Source organism: Streptomyces sp. NPDC059740, assembly GCF_042733155.1.
Taxonomy (GTDB): domain Bacteria; phylum Actinomycetota; class Actinomycetes; order Streptomycetales; family Streptomycetaceae; genus Streptomyces.
Genome location: NZ_JBHWGP010000006.1, coordinates 17,359 through 32,726 on the forward strand (window position 1 = coordinate 17,359; position 15,368 = coordinate 32,726).

Here is a 15,368-nt window from a genome sequence, read left to right on the forward strand (position 1 = left end):
ACACGGTGCAGCATGCGGCACGGACCGCCTCGTGCATCCGATGCACGGCATCCGGCTCGTGCATCGGATGCACGACATCCGATGCCTCCGCCGTTGATCCGATGCGATGCACGGCACTCGATGCGATGCACCGGCGGATGCCGCATCCGTTCCTCGATGCAATGCATCGCGTCCGCCGGCACACGGCACGGCCTAGTCCGAGGCACTCGGTCCAGATGCTGCCGGGTGCGCGCGGCGCCTTCTCCCGCCACCATCGCATCCGCTGCCGGTCCCGCCCTCGCACGTGAGCCGATGTCGTCATCGGCATGTTGCTCAGCTCGGCCGACGCCGCCGTCGGCCCCCCTTGACCACAAGCCGCCTGGCGCGGCCGCGGCCCGGCTCCCCCCTTGACCAGGCTGGCGTCCACCCCTTGACCAGGGCCCCGCCAGGAGCGTGTTTCCCCTTGACGTGTGTCCTGAACATGAAAGGAAGTTGCCTGTAGGAGCGATTTCCAGAAGTGATGCTGTGCGAGAGATGAAGGTTTCGTGGCCCTTCGGAGCCGCCCTGCGGGGGGAGGCTTCAAACCGCCTCATGCTGCGTTAGCTGAAGACTGTCGTGGTGAGCGATGAGGAAAAGGCGTCGTAAGAGGCGTCAGGTGGGGACCGGAAAGACGAACGCGAGTGAATCGCTGCTGACGTGTCGTAAGGAAACCAGACGACATCAAAACCGGGGTGTGTCAAGAACTCCGGGATGAGCCTGGCGGGTGCCCGTCTATTGGCCAGGTGGTGTCCGGCATGTAGGCGACGTGAGTCCGGTCTGCGGCTCTCGCATGGAACAGGAGAAGGCAGGTCCGATACGCCCTGACCTTGGTCGGGGGAGAGGGAGTGCCCCAAGCGGAGGACACCGTAAGGGGTCGAGTACCGATGCGGACCCTGCTGGCAGACCGGCCCGTAGTAGTGACGAAGCCCCTGTAACGGGGGTGGAGCGAAGGGGCCGGGTCGTTCGTGACTGAGTTGATCACATCAACCGGGCAGCAGCCCGGGAGGAGTGCGATGGGCCAGTTGAAGTCTCAGATCAAGCCGTTTGATATTTCGAAGTGGGAAGTCAAGGAGGCGTGGGAGGAAGTCAGGTCACATAGGGGCGCACCCGGCGTGGACGGGCAGAGCATCGAGGACTTCGAGAAGGACCTGAAGGGCAACCTCTACAAGGTCTGGAACCGTATGTCATCGGGCTCATACTTCCCACCACCGGTGCGCGCGGTGGAGATCCCCAAGCCAAACGGGGGCGGCACGAGGATGCTCGGCATTCCCGCTGTCGCCGATCGCGTGGCCCAGACCGTCGTGGCCCGGCATCTGATGCGAAGGGTGGACCCTGTATTCCACCCGGACAGCTACGGATACCGGCCTGGACGGTCCGCCTTGGACGCGGTGGAAAGGTGCCGGAAGCGCTGTTGGAAGCGGGACTGGGTGGTGGAGTTCGACATCGCCAAGTTCTACGACAGCGTGCCCTGGGACCTGCTGGTCAAGGCGGTGGAGGCTCACACCGACGCCGTATGGGTGAACTTGTACGTGCGGCGGTGGCTCGCCGCCCCGCTCGTCCTGCCCGACGGCTCCCTGCTGGTACGGGAACGCGGCACCCCGCAAGGGGCCCCGGTATCTCCCGTCCTGGCGAACCTGTTCCTGCACTACGCGTTCGACGCCTGGATGGCTCGGGAGTTTCCGAGCGTCTGGTTCGAACGCTATGCGGACGATGCGGTGCTGCACTGCATCACCGAGCGCCAGGCCCGCCATGTGCTGGCCGCGCTCAGGGACAGGCTGGTCGAAGTCGGGTTGCAGCTGCACCCGGACAAGACCCGGATCGTCTACTGCAAGGACTCGTACCGGCGTGGCTCCTACGAGCACACGTCGTTCACGTTCCTCGGGTACACGTTCCGCCCCAGGAAGAACCGGAATCGGCACGGCAAGCAGTTCCTGTCGTTCGAGCCGGCCATCAGCAGACAGGCCCTGACCCGGATCGGTCGCGAGGTGCGTTCCTGGCAACTGCACCTTCGTAGCCACACCTCCTTCGGGGACCTCGCCCGCACGATCAACCGTGTGGTCGGGGGGTGGATCAACTACTACGGGCGTTTCCGGCCGTGGGAGCTGTTCCCCTTCGTGATGCGCATCAACGCCTACCTGGTGCGTTGGATCCGCAAGAAGTACAAGCGGCTCGCAAGCAGACGGAAGGCCCACGCGAAGCTCGTGGAGATCGCCCAGCGGTACCCGCGGATGTTCGCGCACTGGCGCCTCACCACCGCTGCATGCGAGATCTGATGATCAGAACGACAAGAGCCGTGTAACGGGAGACTTTTACGCACGGTTCTGTGAGGGCCGAGGGGTGAGACCCCCCTCGGCTACTCGATCAGACACGTGGTCAAGGGGAAACACGCCGCCCGCGGGCAAGCCGGCGGAGCCGGGCTTCTCCGCGCGGGCGCGCGGCGGGACTGCACGTACCGGGAACGGCCCGACCGCGAGACAAGGGACCCGAGGGACCGACCCGACAGCATTGCTCGGGGCACGGCGAGCGCTGCCCCCATGCCGGGCGCACGTCTGATCGCGGCCAGAGGGCGCCGGTCAAGATGCCGTCGGCCAGCGCGGCCAGGGCTTCGCCGGGTGGGAGCTCTCGATGCGATGCGTGCATCCGCTCGCTCCTGGGTGCCGGCCGGCGCACTCTGCCGCACCCGATGTCGGTGCACGCGACAGCCAGCGATGCCGGATGCGGCGCATCGGCCGACGCCTCAGTGCATCGGAGCCGCGCGCGGATGCAGCCACGCGAGCCGATGCCAGTGCATCGCCCCCTCGGCATAGGCGATGCACGGACCCCTTGACCCACCCGCCACCCCTTGACCTCCCCCCCCTTGACCGGAGTCGTCCGCCGAGCAGCGGTGTCCGGTTTCCCCTTGACCGCGGCTCGTCGGCATCGCCGTCAGACCGCGGACAAGGGGGGCCTCGGAAGTGTCGGCGCCATCGAGATCAGATGGCGCGAAAGGACGGACACGGACGTGGCCACCACCCAGCTCACCCCGGCATTCGACTCCTCCGAGTCCGTAACCCGCTACAACACGATCACCCTGATGAACCGCGACTGGGACGTGCTGTGCCGCGACCTGCGCGCCGCCGACCGTGTGGCCGACTGGGCCGGGCAGCACCCGGTTCTCGCCGGCGCCGCCAGCCCCCAGGACATCGTCGACAAGATCTCCGAGTACTACCGCCGGGGCCAGTACGACTGCCACGACCAGGTGATGCACCTGCTGGTCGAGCGGGCCGGCGACGAGGGCTTCGACGGGCACCTCGCCTGGCGCATCGCGGTGCGCATCCTGCTGCCCAAGGCGGTGCTGATGGCCAAGACCCAGCGGCGGACCGGACTGTCGTGGGACGACGTCTGCGCAGCGGTCCTCGGGGCTGCCTTCGAGATCGTGCGTACCTACCCCCTCGAGCGGCGGCCGCGGCGCATCTTCAACAACATCGCCCTCGACACCCTGCAGCTCGCCCGGCGCACGCTGGCCGCCTACGCCGATGAGGCGGAGGAGATCCAGGAATTCGCCGCCGGTGTCGCGCCGCTCGCGCTGGCCGAGGGACACACCCGGTTCTCGCACATCGTCTCCAGCCACGACCCGGGCACGCCCCACGACACGGTCGAGCTCGCCGACCTGCTGATGCGCGCGGCGCAGATGGAGCTCGTCGAAGGCGACGAGCCGGCGCTGTCGCGTCACGAGGCGCGGACGGAGGTCCTCGACCTGCTGCTGTGGGCGGTGGAGATCGGGGCGCTGAAGGAGACCGAGGCGCAGCGCATCGCCCGGTACTACCTGTCGGCCTCGCACCGTCCGGAGCAGCAGCACATGACCACCCGGTCCATGGGCCAGGAGGGCGCCCTGCTGCGCCAGCACGCCAGCCGGGCCGTGCGCCGGCTGCGCGCGAAGACGGACCTCACCCAGTACCGCGCCGCCGCCTGAGCCCGCCGCCAGCGGCACGTCTGCCCACCGCGCGAGCGGCCGCAAAAGTCACCCGAAAAAACCTCGTCCGCGCTGTCACACCGCGCGCCACCTCGACACCTGTAGCACGCGAGAACCCCGCCACCGCGGCGCTGCCCCACCTGAACCCCCGCCTCCACCCTTCTCGACTCCAGGAGAACCGACGTGACCACGATGTCCCCGGCCGGCACTGGCCGGCAGCTCCTCGACGCTGACGAGGCCCGTGTGGCGCGCGCCTCGCGCGAGCTGACCAAGATCGCCGCCGCCATGGTGAGCCGGCCGATGGACCGCGACCTGCACGAGCAGATGCGCGGCTTCCTCGCACGGGAGTCGGAGCCTGCCCTGGCCTCGTGGGAAGTCCTGCTCGCCCGCACCCCTGACGAGCTCAAGGAGCGGATCTCCACCGTCCTGACCGCCCAGGCCCTCCGGAGGGCCTCGTGAAGCGGGCGCGCCAGCAGCGGAAGGCCGACAAGAAGCAACTCGTCGAGGCAGAGGCCTGGGACGAGGAGGTGCAGGAGGCACCGGAGGCGGAGTCGGGGTCGGATGACATCGGCTGGCAGACGAGCACGGCGCATCTGTCCGGGATCACTCGCCTGGTCCGCCTCGGTGTCTGGGCGCTCGTGGCGTCCGGTCCGGTCCTCGGCCTGATGGCCTTCGTCGAATCCTCGGGGCCGGCCCAGGGTGTCGCCAAGCCGACTGCTGCCCCGACGCAGGCCTCATCGGTTGGGCCGGCCGGCTTCGCGGAGCTGTTCGTCTCGGCCTACCTGCAGGCCGGGCAGGGCACCGAACGCGATCTGGCGCCGTACTACTCCGGCTCCGTCGCGCTGTCCGTGAAGCCCGGCAGCCGGACGGTCACGCAGTCGACGGTGATCGCCTCCCGGGAAGTACAGCCCGGCTACTGGTCCATCACCGTGGCCGCGGACGTCACCGCCCAGGACGACAAGGGCAAGTCCAGGCACCTGGGTGTCCAGTACTTCCGCGTCGGCATCCAGGCGGCCGGACCGGAAGGCGCCGGCGGCACCGCGAAGTCGGCTTCCGCGACGGCGGGCTACACGGCGACGTCGCTGCCGGCGCAGGTGGCCGCGCCCGCGGCACTCAAGCCCGGTGCCCTGGCATACGAGTCCGACCGCGGATCGAGCAGCACGGACCCGGCAGTCGACACCGCGAAGGGATTCCTGGCGGCGTATCTGACCGGCACGTCCGAGCTCGACCGCTACACCTCACCCGGCACGCGCCTGAAGGCCATCAGCCCGGCGCCGTACGCCGAGGTCAAGGTCACCGGCGTCCAGGACGACTCCACCAGCGCCGGACAGCAGAAGGTGCCGGCCGACGGCACGGTGCTTCACCAGCTCGTCCAGGTCGACGCCACCGACCAGGCCGGAAGCCCGGTCTCGCTGAGCTACGCGCTCACCCTCAAGTCCCGCGCCGGCCGCTGGGAGGTCGCGTCCGTCGACGACGCCCCGGCCATCCGCGAGAGCAGCGCGCCGTCCGCGGCGCCGCACACCCCCACCGACGCCGACGCCGGGAGCGCCGCTCCCTCGCCGTCGGGCTCCTGAAAGAGAAAGAGGAAACGTTCATGCACGCAGTGGCCAACCCCGACCACGTCGTCCTGGCCGGCGACGTCCTCGACTGGGCCAACACCAAGACCGGGCAGGTCCGCACGCTCGTCCTGACAGTGGCCGGCCTCATGGCGATCATCGCCGTGCTCATGGCCTGGTGGAAGACCCGGTCCTTCGTCGGCACCCTCGTGGCCTTCGTTCTGGCCGCCCTGGTGCTGTGGGGCATCAGCAACCTCTCGGTCCTCAAGACCAAGGTCGGCTCCGAGATCGACGACACCGCCGCCTCGGTCTCCGTCGTCCACGTTGCCGGTGATGCTCCCGCGCTGACCGGTGAGGGCTGGCGGGTCTCGTGAGCGCCTCGGAGGAAGAGCTGATCGGGCGCTCGTACACGAGGGCCCGCAAGCACCCCTTGGTCATCGGCAAGCTCCCGGGAGCCGGCCGGCTCCCGGGAGGGCCGTACACGATCACCCAGGTCATGACGATGGTCGTCACCTTCGGGCTCCTCGTGATGACCCGGGACCTGTGGGCCCACTTCGGCGCCATGAACTTCGTGCTGATGGTCCTGGTGCCGTGGGGACTGGCCTGGGTGCTGCGGTACGCGCGGCTGGACGGCCGAGATCCGGCCCGGGCGGTGCGGAGCCTGCTCATCTACTCCTCCACCCCGGCCCAGGGCCGCCTGGCCGGCAAGCCGCAGCGGGTTGTTCGTACGCGGCTTGCCTCCGCCACCTGCACGGTGCGCATCCGGTCCGCCGAGCCGCCGGCGGCCGTGACAGCGCCGGCGGCCGTTCCGAAGCCCGCGGTCACGAAGGCCGTGTCCACCCCGAAGCGGAAGACACGTCCGGCCCCCGCCGCAGCGCCCGCCGCAGCCGGACGTCCGGCGCCCAAGACCGGGCTGCAGGCCCTCCTCGCCTCCCTCGACGAGCACTGATCAGCCCGCTCGCCGCCCCAGCACAGAAAGCAGAACGCCATGCGTCTCCCCGTCCGGCACATCAGCGGCCACCTGATCTGGACCACCGCCGCCACCGTGTGGGCGGTGTGGGGCGTCGACACCGAGAACTACACCCACGCCTCGAAGTCGACGAAGCGCGAGCGACTGGACGCGCTGGAGTCCTTGTTCAAGAGCCTGCGGGGCGAGGCCCTGCTGCTCAGCCTGTGCCCGAGCGTCGACGCCGCGTCGGTCGTCACCCGCATGACCGCCGGCGTCGACCTCGACCAGTCCCCCGAGTACGTCGACCTGTCACTCAAGGTCTTGGACCAGCTCCAGGACCTCGAGCTGACCGGCCGCGTCGACTTTCTCGCCATCCCCCTGCCCCACCTCGACCTCAAGCAGAGCACCCGCGCCGTCCTCTCCTCCCTGCAGGCAGAGGTGATGAACACCCTCGGCCTGCCCGTCGCACCGATATCCGTCTCGGAGGAGCGCCAGCGCCTGGAGCAGGCGACCCGCCTGGCCGCCGGCTGGCCCTCCGGCATCAAGATGCGGCCCGCCACCGAGGCCGAGATCCTGTGGATCTACGGGCACAGCGCCCGCCGCGGCCTGAGCGAGCCGCTGCTTCCCGAGGACGGCGCACCGCGAGGCCTGCGCGGCCGCGGCCACACGGTGACCGCCCACACCCAGGTCATCCTCGACGAGGGCGGCCGCGGCAACCGCCCCTCCAAGGGCCCGACCAACCCCTTCAAGCGCCGCTACCTGCGCGCCACCTCCGAACACGGCGACTCCTACCAGGCGTTCTGCGTGCTCTCCGAGATGCCGGAGGCCTTCCGCTTCCCCGGCAGCGAGTACCTGGCCGCGCTCGACGACTTCAACTTCCCCGTGGACTGGGCTGTGCGCCTCCACGTGGAGACCGGCGCCAAAGCCGAGCCAAAGAGCCGGCGCCAGCAGCGCGAACTCGCCCACCAGCGTGGCGAGTACGACGGTGAGACCTCCGGTGTGCCGGCCTCCCTCGACAAGGCGAGCTTCGCCCTGGACGAGTACAGGGACCGGCTCACCGCCTCCTCAACCGAGGTGGAGATCCGGGCAACCGTCGCGACCTGCGTGTGGGGCACCACCGCCGAGGAGGCCGACGAGAAGGCCACCTCGCTCGCCAACCACTTCGGCGGCAACGACTACACGCTGGTGCGGCCCACCGGCGACCAGGTCGCGCTCTTCCACGGCATGCTGCCCGGCACCAAGACGCCCCGGCCGATGCTCGACTACACCCAGTTCCTGCTCGCCCGCGACTTCGCCATGTCGATGCCGTTCTGCGGCGCCGGCCTCGGCGACGACGCCGGCAGCCTCTTCGGCCTCCAGCTCAACGGCGGCGGCGTACGCCCGGTGCTGGTCGACTTCTCCCACGGCCCGCGGGTCAACGCCTCCGCGTCCGCCGCGTTCGTCGGCGAGCTCGGCTCCGGCAAGTCGGTGGCGATGAAGTGCGCGATGTACAGCATCCTGACCACCGGCCATCGCGCAGGCCAGAGGAACTCCCGCGGCCGCGCCCTGGTCATCGACCGGACCCCGCAGCAGGAGTGGTCTCGCTTCGCGAGCGCCTGCCCGGGCGCCACGCAAATCATCAACGTCGACGAGAACGCCGGCGTATCCCTGGACCCCCTGCGGGTCTTCCGCGGTCCGCGCGCCGCCCGCTACACCGAGTCCTTCCTCACCCCGCTGCTGGACATCGGCTCGATGAGCATTGAGGGCATCACCCTCGCCGAGGCGATCGAGGCCACCCGGCTCGGGCCGCAGCCGAGCATGACCGCGCTGATCGACACGCTGGCCGACCGGGCTCGCACGCCCGACCCGGACGAGCCGAACGACGCCGCGGTCCGGGCCGCCGCCTCAGAGCTGGTCCGCAAGCTGCGGTCGCTGGCGAAGAAGGACTTGGGCCGGGTCATCTTCGACCCCTCGCTGCCGGTCGTGCGGATCACGGACGCCGACAGCATCGTCTTCGCCGTCGACCGGCTGGGCCTGCCCACCAAGGAGGAGCTCTCCGAGCACCGCCTCCCGAGCCTGGAGGTCGAGAAGCGGTTCGGCTGGCGGCTGATGTACCTCATGACGGCGTTGTGCAGGGAGATTGCGTTCGCCGACCCTCACGAGTTCGCCGGCGTCTTCCTCGACGAGTGCTGGTGGCTCACCTCGTCCGCTGAGGGCTCCAACTTGCTGCTCGAGCTCATCGCCGACGGCCGCAAGCACAACGCCGGTGCTTTCGCAGGCAGCCACGACCCGTACGACATCGGCCCCAAGTCCGAGATCGGCGACAAGATCCGGGCGCTGCTGTCCCACATCTTCGTCTTCCGTCACCGCAGCAAGGCGCTGGCCGCGCGCTGCCTGGAGTTCATCGACCTGGACCCGACGGACGCCGAGATGCTCAAGGTCATCACGGAGAACCTCAGCCCGCTCAACGTCAGCGAGACCGAGCGCGCCCTGCGGGCCGGCGAGGGCCTGTACCGAGACCTCCGAAAGCGCATCGGCGGGATCAAGGTGCTGATCCCGGCGGACGAGGACGCCGCGGCCGCGATCACCACCACTCCCGGTCAGGACCAGGACGAGGACGACGAGGTGTCGGAGTTCGCCGCGGTGGCGGACGGAGCGCTGGTATGAGGCGCGCACGAAAGCTCGCCGGACGGCGGAGTCTGGGTCTGGTCGCGCTCCTCCTGGTCCTGTTCACCCTGGTCCCGGCGTCCACCGCGTCCGCCGATCCCACGCCCGCACCGGGGACGTCGGCCTCCCCCGATCCGGGGAAGTCCGCCGACGGCGGTCCCAAGGCCAAGGACCTGACGAAGAAGCCGAAGGACGGCAGTGACGGGATCCTCCAGCCCTTCAACGTCACCGACCGGGACGGCGTCCCGATCTCCGCCTACACCGTCAAAACGGACACAGGTGGATGGAAAGACATCGACCTGAAGATTTGGAACATTATCGCCCAGGGCCTGTTCGGCGTCTCGAAGTGGGTTGTCGGCTTCACCTGCTGGCTGATCCGGTGGGCGCTCAACTTCGGTCTGGCCGACGTCTTGGTCGGACCGGTCGACAACATCTCCACCACGATCAAGACCCAGGTCATCGACCGGCTCGGCCTGCCCGGCCTGTTCTTGCTGTTCGCCGGCTTCTACTCCGGCTGGCTGATCCTGTTCAAGGAGCGCTCGCGCGGCTTCGCGGAGATCGGCGTCTCCCTGGTCGTCGCCGCGGTGACCACCACCGTGCTGGTCTCGCCCGCTCAAGTCCTGCTCGGCCAGCACAACCAGCCGCAGCCGCAGGGCTCCACGATGCTTCTGTCGGACGGGGGCCTGCTGGGCAAGGCCAAGGACTTCACTCTCGAAGTCGCCTCCATCGTGCTGTCCGACGACCCGGCGAGCGCCAAGGGCAGCTCGGACCCGAACAACGTGGCGAAGCCGATCACCGACGCGCTCGTCGACGCTTTCGTGGTCAAGCCCAACGAGCTCATGGTCTACGGGCAGACCTTCGACGGGTCCTGCGACAAGGCGTTCCGCGAGTTCAAGCTCGCCGAGTTCAACCTCAACGAGGTCGGCGGGAACTACTGGAACGCCGCGATGATGGACTCGATCTACGACACGCACTTCATCGACTCCCTCAACAAGGCGTCGGACAAGTTCGAGAACTCCTGTGGCGACCTCAAGCCGAAGGCTAAGCGGGCCTCCGCGGACCTGGCCTTCTCCGCTCTGTTCGTCGCGATCGCCGCCATCATCGTGGCGATCCTCATGGTCCTGGTCACCGGCGGGTTCCTCACCGCGCAGGGCTGGCTGGCGTTCGAGGCAATCCGCGGCCACTGGGCTCTGGCCGCCGGCATCCTGCCGGGCGGCGGGCGCGCCACCTTGTGGCGCTGGTTCTCCGCGATCACCAAGGCGGTTCTCGGCATTGTCCTGGCCATCTTGTTCCTGGCCATCTTCATCCTGATCGTCCTGGCGCTCATCGACGCGGACACCGGCGACGTCCTGGCCGTGAAGTTCATCGTCATCGACGTCACGGCCGTGGCCGGGCTTGCCGGTCACAAGCGCATCAAGCAGACGGCCCAGAGCATCGCGGTCAACCTGAACCGCCGCCTTGCCAACGCCCGCGTCGGCGGCAGCCGCCGCAGCGTGTTCGCGAGTCCGGGCCGCTACGCGGAGACCGCGCCGGGCCTCAAGCAGATGTGGGGCGAGGCGCGAGGCGAGGCCCGGCGTGTGTCCCAGCCGGTGGGCAAGGGACTGAAGACCGCACGCAACGCCTGGGTGGGTTCGCCCCAGGCCAACCGGAAGGCCGGCCGTGTGCGGGCGGCGGCGCGGCTCGCCACCAACGCGGCGGCCGCCGTGGGTACCGGCGGCGCGAGCGCGGCGGCGAAGGTCGCGGCCCAGCAGGCAGCCAAGCAGACGCTGAAGAAGCGCCTGGCGACGGCCGCCGCCAACAAGATGTCCCAGACGAGGGGCGGCCGCGCCACCATGGCCACCGGCAAGGCCGCCGCTGCCACCGCGAAGTACGGGGCGAAGGCAGGCAAGTTCGCCTTCATGGCCACCGTCGGCGCGCCGGTGGGCATTCCGCGCGGCGTCGCCGCGACCAAGCGGGGCGCCGTCGCGGCGAAGGCCCGTGCCGACGAGGTGCGCGGGCAGCTCAAGGCTGTCAAGGCACGCACGGTCGACAAGAAGGTCCAGGAGGCCAAGGACTTCGGCGCCGAGTACAAGCGCAACGTCGCCACGGCCGGCCGGTTCGTCGCGCAGACCGGGACCAAAGCCCAGGTGAATCTCGGTCTGGCCCCGATCCAGCCGAACCCCAAGTCCTCGGCTCCGCCCGGGACCCGGGCCGGCGCGATCGCAGCGAAGGTCCCCGGCACCACGCCGCCGCCCGCCCCCAAGTCGCCGCCGGCCGGGCCCACCACGGTGCCGGCAATGCCCACCCCGCCCACCCCTGCGCCGCCGGCCCCGCCCAAGACGGTGCGACGCGCCACCCGCCCGGCCGGCCCGCCCAAGCGACGGCCGTAGTCACCCGCGGCCGGGGCCCCGGCCGCCCAGATCACTGCATCCGAACCACCCGACGGGGGACCCCCATGCCCGAAACCGACGACAAGCGCGCCCGACGCGGCACGATCGCGCTCTTCGCCGCCTCGGCGGTGCTGGCCGTCGTCGGCGCCACCCTGCTGCTGGGCACGGACGGCAGTGAGCGCCCGGCCACCAGCGCTCCGGCTCCCACCACGGCCACCTCAACCCCCGGAACGCCGGGCCGCGGCTCTCCCGCGCGGCACGCGCCGTCACCCGCCCCCTCGGCCCCGTCGTCCTCGCCCTCGTCCGCGCCTTCCGTCACGCCCGCCGAGCCGCGGCCGGTGCCGCAGCCGATGCAGGACGCGGCACGCGCCTTCGTGGTCGCCTGGGCAAGCCACGACGCCCGCCCCGGCAAGGACACCTCGTACGACGACGCGTCCCGGCGCGCCGCCGACCACGCCGCGGGCGACCTCGCGCAGGACTTGCGCACACGCACGAGCGGCAGCGCCGGCACCCAGCAGTGGCAGAGCTGGAAGTCCGACCGGGTCCAGGTGACCGCATCGGTCCAGCGGGTGTCACTGCCGGACGGCGCGCCCGATCCGACCCAGGACTCCGGGTTCGCGCAGGTCCTCTACACGGTGACGCAGAAGCCGGCGGCCGGCTCACCGACCAAGTCGGAGCAGCACGTCGCGCTCAAGCTCCGCCGGGGCAGCGACGGCACCTGGCGCGTGGTCGGGCTGCCCGATGTCTGAGGAGAAGGAGTCGAAACTCGGCAGGCGGCTGGTGATCGCCTTCCTGCTCGCCCTACTGCTCGTCTTCGGCCTCATCATGACCGCGGTGCTCTCGCTCTCCTCCGCCATCGGCGAGGACAACACCAGCAGCGCCATGGAGGACGCGGGGTTCGGAGGCGGCATCTCGGACACCGCGGACGTGCCCGACTGGCTGCGGCCCATCATCCTCAACGCCGTCGCGAAGTACGGATGCACCGAGGTCACCCCATCACTCATCGCCGCCCAGCTCTTTCAGGAATCGGGCTTCCGCAAGAACCCGCCCGACGGTGGGGCCGGAGCCCTGGGCATCGCGCAGTTCATCCCTGACACCTGGGCAGACGAGGGCATCGACGGCAACCACGACGACAAGAAGGACCCGCTGGAGCCGGAAGACGCCGTCCCGGCGATGGTGTCCTACGACTGCAAGCTCGCCAACGCCGTGCGCAAGGTCCCGGGCGACGTGGTGGACAACATGCTCGCCGCGTACAACGCGGGCGCCTACGCCGTGCAGAAGTACTCCGGGATCCCTCCGTACGAGGAGACCCGCAAGTACGTCCGCGAGATCCGCGAGCGGGCCGAGAAGTGGGCCGCGCCCACGGACGGCAAGGTCTCCGGCGGCCTCGACAAGGTCGTCGCCTCGGCGAAGAAGGCCCTGGACACCCCCTACCTGTTCGGCGGCGAGTGCAAGCCGCCCTTCACGGGGACGAACCGCTGCGACTGCTCCAGCCTGGTCAAGTACGCCTGGAGCACGGTCGGGGTGAACCTGCCCCGCTCCACCTACGACCAGGTGAACGTCGGCAGCAAGGTGAAGTCAGTGAAGGACCTGCGCCCCGGTGACCTGCTCTTCTCCGGCGGCAGCGCCTCGTCCCCCGAGCACGTGGCCATGTATATCGGGAGCAGCCAGGCCATCGACGCCCCGCACACCGGCGCCACCGTCCGGATCAAGCCCCTGTCCTACTGGACGTCACAGATCCTGGTGATGAGGCGCCCGCCCTACACCGACCCGTCGACGAGCGGCACGTCCGGCAAGTGGGTGGCCCCGGTCGCCGACACCACCATGGGCACGCCGTACCACGCATCGGGCTCTATGTGGTCCAGCGGCTACCACACCGGCGTCGACTTCCCCGTGCCGACCGGCACTCCGATCCGCGCCGTCGGCCCGGGCACCGTGGTCACCGCCGGCTGGTCCAACGCCTACGGCTACCAGGTCGTGATCAAGCACGCGGACGGCAAGTACTCGCAGTACGCGCACCAGTCCAAGCTCGCTGTCTCCGCGGGCGAGAAGGTGAGCGGGGGCCAGCGCATCGGCTACTCCGGCGCCACGGGTAACGTCAGCGGGCCCCACCTGCACTTCGAGATCCGCACCGGTCCCGAGTACGGGTCGGACATCGACCCGCTGAAGTACCTCCGCAGTCACGGCATCAAGATCTGAACGGTGCCTCGGACACCGCCTTCCCCCACGGGACGGTGGTGTCCGGTCGCACCGATTCCTTGAGCGAATCGCGCCGAAGGTTGAAGGAGCGCAGTCCGTCTCATCTCGGGAGTGCTGAGAGAGGCGCTGGACGAGATCCCCACCAGCCTCGGACCCGAGCGCCTGCCGATGGCCTGAGCGTGGCCGACCGGCGGCGGTTCACTGCGGCTCGTCGCCCCGCGGCAGCCGACGGGTTCGCTCCAGCAGCAGTTCCACCTGCTTCACCAGCTCCTGCGGCACAGCGGGGAGGAGGTACGGCTTCAGATCCTGGTCCCGCTGCGCCCGCATTTCGTCGACGACGCGCTCCTTGTGCCGCAAGTTCCGGTGCGCCTCCATCGCCTGGTGCGTCTCGACCATCAATCCGGTGAGCGACTCGGGCAGGTCGACCGGAAGCACCCGGTAGCCCGGCTGGGCCAGGGCGCTGGTATCGATCGCGGCCACGGTCTTGTCCGGGCCTCCGCGGACCAGCCCGCGCGTCACTACGGGGGGATTTGTGTGGGAGGCCGGGCCGCTCGCCCCGGCGAGCGGGGCGGGGGCGGGCTGGGTGTGGCGCTCGGTGAGCATCCGCACGGCTTCTTCGCGGCCGGCCTGGTCGAGCTTGGCGGGCAGCGTGCCCGCGTCGGCCGCGGCCTTTACCCGCTGCAGGGCCTTCTGGTATCCGCAGCCGGTCGCGCGGTTCAGCGCGCGGGCGATCCGCTCTTGGTTGGTGGTGTTGCGGGAGGACGGGGCCATCGCTTCTCCTTCGTCGCGTCCTGGCGTTGCGGTTCGTCCCACCACGAGCATGGCCAGGGTGCGCGGTTCGGAAGAGGGCACCGGTCGTCGCTCGCACCCGCGCGGCAGCACGGTTCGCCGGTCTCCCGGGGGTGGGCCCGGGCCGGCGCGCACAAGCGAGGTGCGCTGCGTCGAGCATAGCGGTCGGTGCCGACAACGCCTGGGGGATCAGCCACGGCATCGCGCTGTGGAGCCGGGCGAAGATTTTCCGGCACCAGTGTCACACCGAGCGATCTCCCGGCACCTGTAGCAGGCGAAAGACTCGTCTGCCTCGGAGGTGCCGCCCGTGCTCCCCTTGTCCCCCCACCGCGCCGCGCCCTGCGGCCGGACGCCTGCCGGCCCGCGCGCGGATGGTGTGCGATGACCACGACCGACCTCATCGACGGCACGATCGGAGTCCTTCAGGACCTCCCCGGCCACGCCGAACAGGTGGCGAACTGGGGCCTGAGCAATGCCTGGTGGATCGCGCTGCTCGCCGTAGGCATCGGCGGGGCCGTCGCCGCCGCCCGCTGGCTGCTCTCGCGAGGCCCGATGGCCGAGCGGACTGCGCTGGAAGTCCTGCCGACGACCGGCTTCGATCCCAAGATCGAAGAGGTGGTGCGCTTCGGCCATCAGGTGGCCCGCGCCCACAAGAGCGTCTCGCGCTGGCTGTTCTCCTCGCCCCGCGGCACCGCCGTCCGTGTCCGCTTCACCTGCGCCGGCGGGGCTCTGTCCATGAGGGTCGAGGGCCCGGCGAAGGCGATGTCGGTGCTGCGCCACCAGGGCTACGCCCAGGTCGAGATGCGGCCCGTCCAGGCCGGCGGAGCCGGACCCCGCGACCGTCCCCAGATCCGGCTCGGCACCCAGTCCGCCTCCTGACGCACCGCAGA

Annotated in this window: 12 protein-coding genes; 11 read left to right on the forward strand and 1 reads right to left on the reverse strand. The window is 69.9% G+C overall.

The window, feature by feature from the left end:
- The first annotated feature begins 1,031 nt into the window (after window positions 1–1,031).
- The 10 genes from ltrA to ACFV3R_RS09805 all read left to right on the forward strand — a co-directional run bounded on the left by ltrA (window position 1,032) and on the right by ACFV3R_RS09805 (window position 13,689).
- Window positions 1,032–2,291: a group II intron reverse transcriptase/maturase gene (gene ltrA / locus ACFV3R_RS09760; RefSeq protein WP_385578345.1), complete on the forward strand. Its 1,260-nt coding sequence runs from the start codon at window positions 1,032–1,034 to the stop codon at window positions 2,289–2,291.
- A 728-nt stretch (window positions 2,292–3,019) separates the two neighbouring features.
- On the forward strand, window positions 3,020–3,970 hold the full coding sequence (locus ACFV3R_RS09765; RefSeq protein WP_385578348.1) for a hypothetical protein: 951 nt from the start codon (window positions 3,020–3,022) through the stop codon (window positions 3,968–3,970).
- Window positions 3,971–4,162: 192 nt separating this feature from the next.
- On the forward strand, window positions 4,163–4,429 hold the full coding sequence (locus tag ACFV3R_RS09770) for a hypothetical protein (protein WP_385579143.1): 267 nt from the start codon (window positions 4,163–4,165) through the stop codon (window positions 4,427–4,429).
- Window positions 4,426–5,544, forward strand: coding sequence for a conjugal transfer protein (locus tag ACFV3R_RS09775; protein WP_385578351.1), 1,119 nt, complete (start codon window positions 4,426–4,428; stop codon window positions 5,542–5,544). Before ACFV3R_RS09770 ends, ACFV3R_RS09775 begins: the two co-directional genes overlap by 4 nt.
- A gap of 20 nt (window positions 5,545–5,564) precedes the next feature.
- Entirely contained in the window at window positions 5,565–5,900 is a 336-nt protein-coding gene (locus ACFV3R_RS09780; RefSeq protein ID WP_364985989.1) for a hypothetical protein, read from the forward strand.
- The gene (locus ACFV3R_RS09785; RefSeq protein ID WP_385578355.1) at window positions 5,897–6,475 is read left to right on the forward strand and encodes a hypothetical protein; all 579 of its coding nucleotides are present in this window, start codon (window positions 5,897–5,899) and stop codon (window positions 6,473–6,475) included. The genes ACFV3R_RS09780 and ACFV3R_RS09785 overlap by 4 nt, the downstream gene beginning before the upstream one ends.
- Before the next feature lie 39 nt (window positions 6,476–6,514).
- A complete protein-coding gene (locus tag ACFV3R_RS09790; RefSeq protein WP_385578357.1) occupies window positions 6,515–9,121 on the forward strand; it encodes an ATP-binding protein in 2,607 nt (868 codons plus the stop codon).
- Window positions 9,118–11,490, forward strand: a complete 2,373-nt coding sequence (locus tag ACFV3R_RS09795; protein WP_385578364.1) for a hypothetical protein — start codon at window positions 9,118–9,120, stop codon at window positions 11,488–11,490. The genes ACFV3R_RS09790 and ACFV3R_RS09795 overlap by 4 nt, the downstream gene beginning before the upstream one ends.
- A gap of 65 nt (window positions 11,491–11,555) precedes the next feature.
- Window positions 11,556–12,239, forward strand: coding sequence for a hypothetical protein (locus tag ACFV3R_RS09800; protein WP_385578367.1), 684 nt, complete (start codon window positions 11,556–11,558; stop codon window positions 12,237–12,239).
- Window positions 12,232–13,689 carry a peptidoglycan DD-metalloendopeptidase family protein gene (locus ACFV3R_RS09805; protein WP_385578370.1) on the forward strand — a complete coding sequence of 486 codons (1,458 nt, stop codon included), beginning with the start codon at window positions 12,232–12,234 and terminating at the stop codon, window positions 13,687–13,689. The genes ACFV3R_RS09800 and ACFV3R_RS09805 overlap by 8 nt, the downstream gene beginning before the upstream one ends.
- Window positions 13,690–13,887: 198 nt before the next feature.
- Here the strand turns inward: ACFV3R_RS09805 and ACFV3R_RS09810 are convergent, their stop codons facing one another.
- Window positions 13,888–14,460 carry a hypothetical protein gene (locus ACFV3R_RS09810; RefSeq protein ID WP_385578373.1) on the reverse strand — a complete coding sequence of 191 codons (573 nt, stop codon included), beginning with the start codon at window positions 14,458–14,460 and terminating at the stop codon, window positions 13,888–13,890.
- Between the two features lie 399 nt (window positions 14,461–14,859).
- Here ACFV3R_RS09810 and ACFV3R_RS09815 point away from each other — a divergent pair, with 399 nt between their 5' ends.
- Window positions 14,860–15,357 carry a hypothetical protein gene (locus ACFV3R_RS09815; protein ID WP_385578376.1) on the forward strand — a complete coding sequence of 166 codons (498 nt, stop codon included), beginning with the start codon at window positions 14,860–14,862 and terminating at the stop codon, window positions 15,355–15,357.
- The last annotated feature ends 11 nt before the right edge of the window (window positions 15,358–15,368 follow it).

Excerpts from the sequence above, each read along its gene's own strand:
- ACFV3R_RS09800 (WP_385578367.1), top strand. The coding sequence starts at position 11,556 with ATGCCCGAAACCGACGACAAGCGCGCCCGACGCGGCACGATCGCGCTC.
- ACFV3R_RS09795 (WP_385578364.1), top strand. The coding sequence starts at position 9,118 with ATGAGGCGCGCACGAAAGCTCGCCGGACGGCGGAGTCTGGGTCTGGTC.
- ACFV3R_RS09780 (WP_364985989.1), top strand. The coding sequence starts at position 5,565 with ATGCACGCAGTGGCCAACCCCGACCACGTCGTCCTGGCCGGCGACGTC.
- ACFV3R_RS09770 (WP_385579143.1), top strand. The coding sequence starts at position 4,163 with ATGTCCCCGGCCGGCACTGGCCGGCAGCTCCTCGACGCTGACGAGGCC.
- ACFV3R_RS09790 (WP_385578357.1), top strand. The coding sequence starts at position 6,515 with ATGCGTCTCCCCGTCCGGCACATCAGCGGCCACCTGATCTGGACCACC.
- ACFV3R_RS09805 (WP_385578370.1), top strand. The coding sequence starts at position 12,232 with ATGTCTGAGGAGAAGGAGTCGAAACTCGGCAGGCGGCTGGTGATCGCC.
- ACFV3R_RS09815 (WP_385578376.1), top strand. The coding sequence starts at position 14,860 with ATGACCACGACCGACCTCATCGACGGCACGATCGGAGTCCTTCAGGAC.
- ltrA (WP_385578345.1), top strand. The coding sequence starts at position 1,032 with ATGGGCCAGTTGAAGTCTCAGATCAAGCCGTTTGATATTTCGAAGTGG.
- ACFV3R_RS09810 (WP_385578373.1), bottom strand. The coding sequence starts at position 14,460 with ATGGCCCCGTCCTCCCGCAACACCACCAACCAAGAGCGGATCGCCCGC.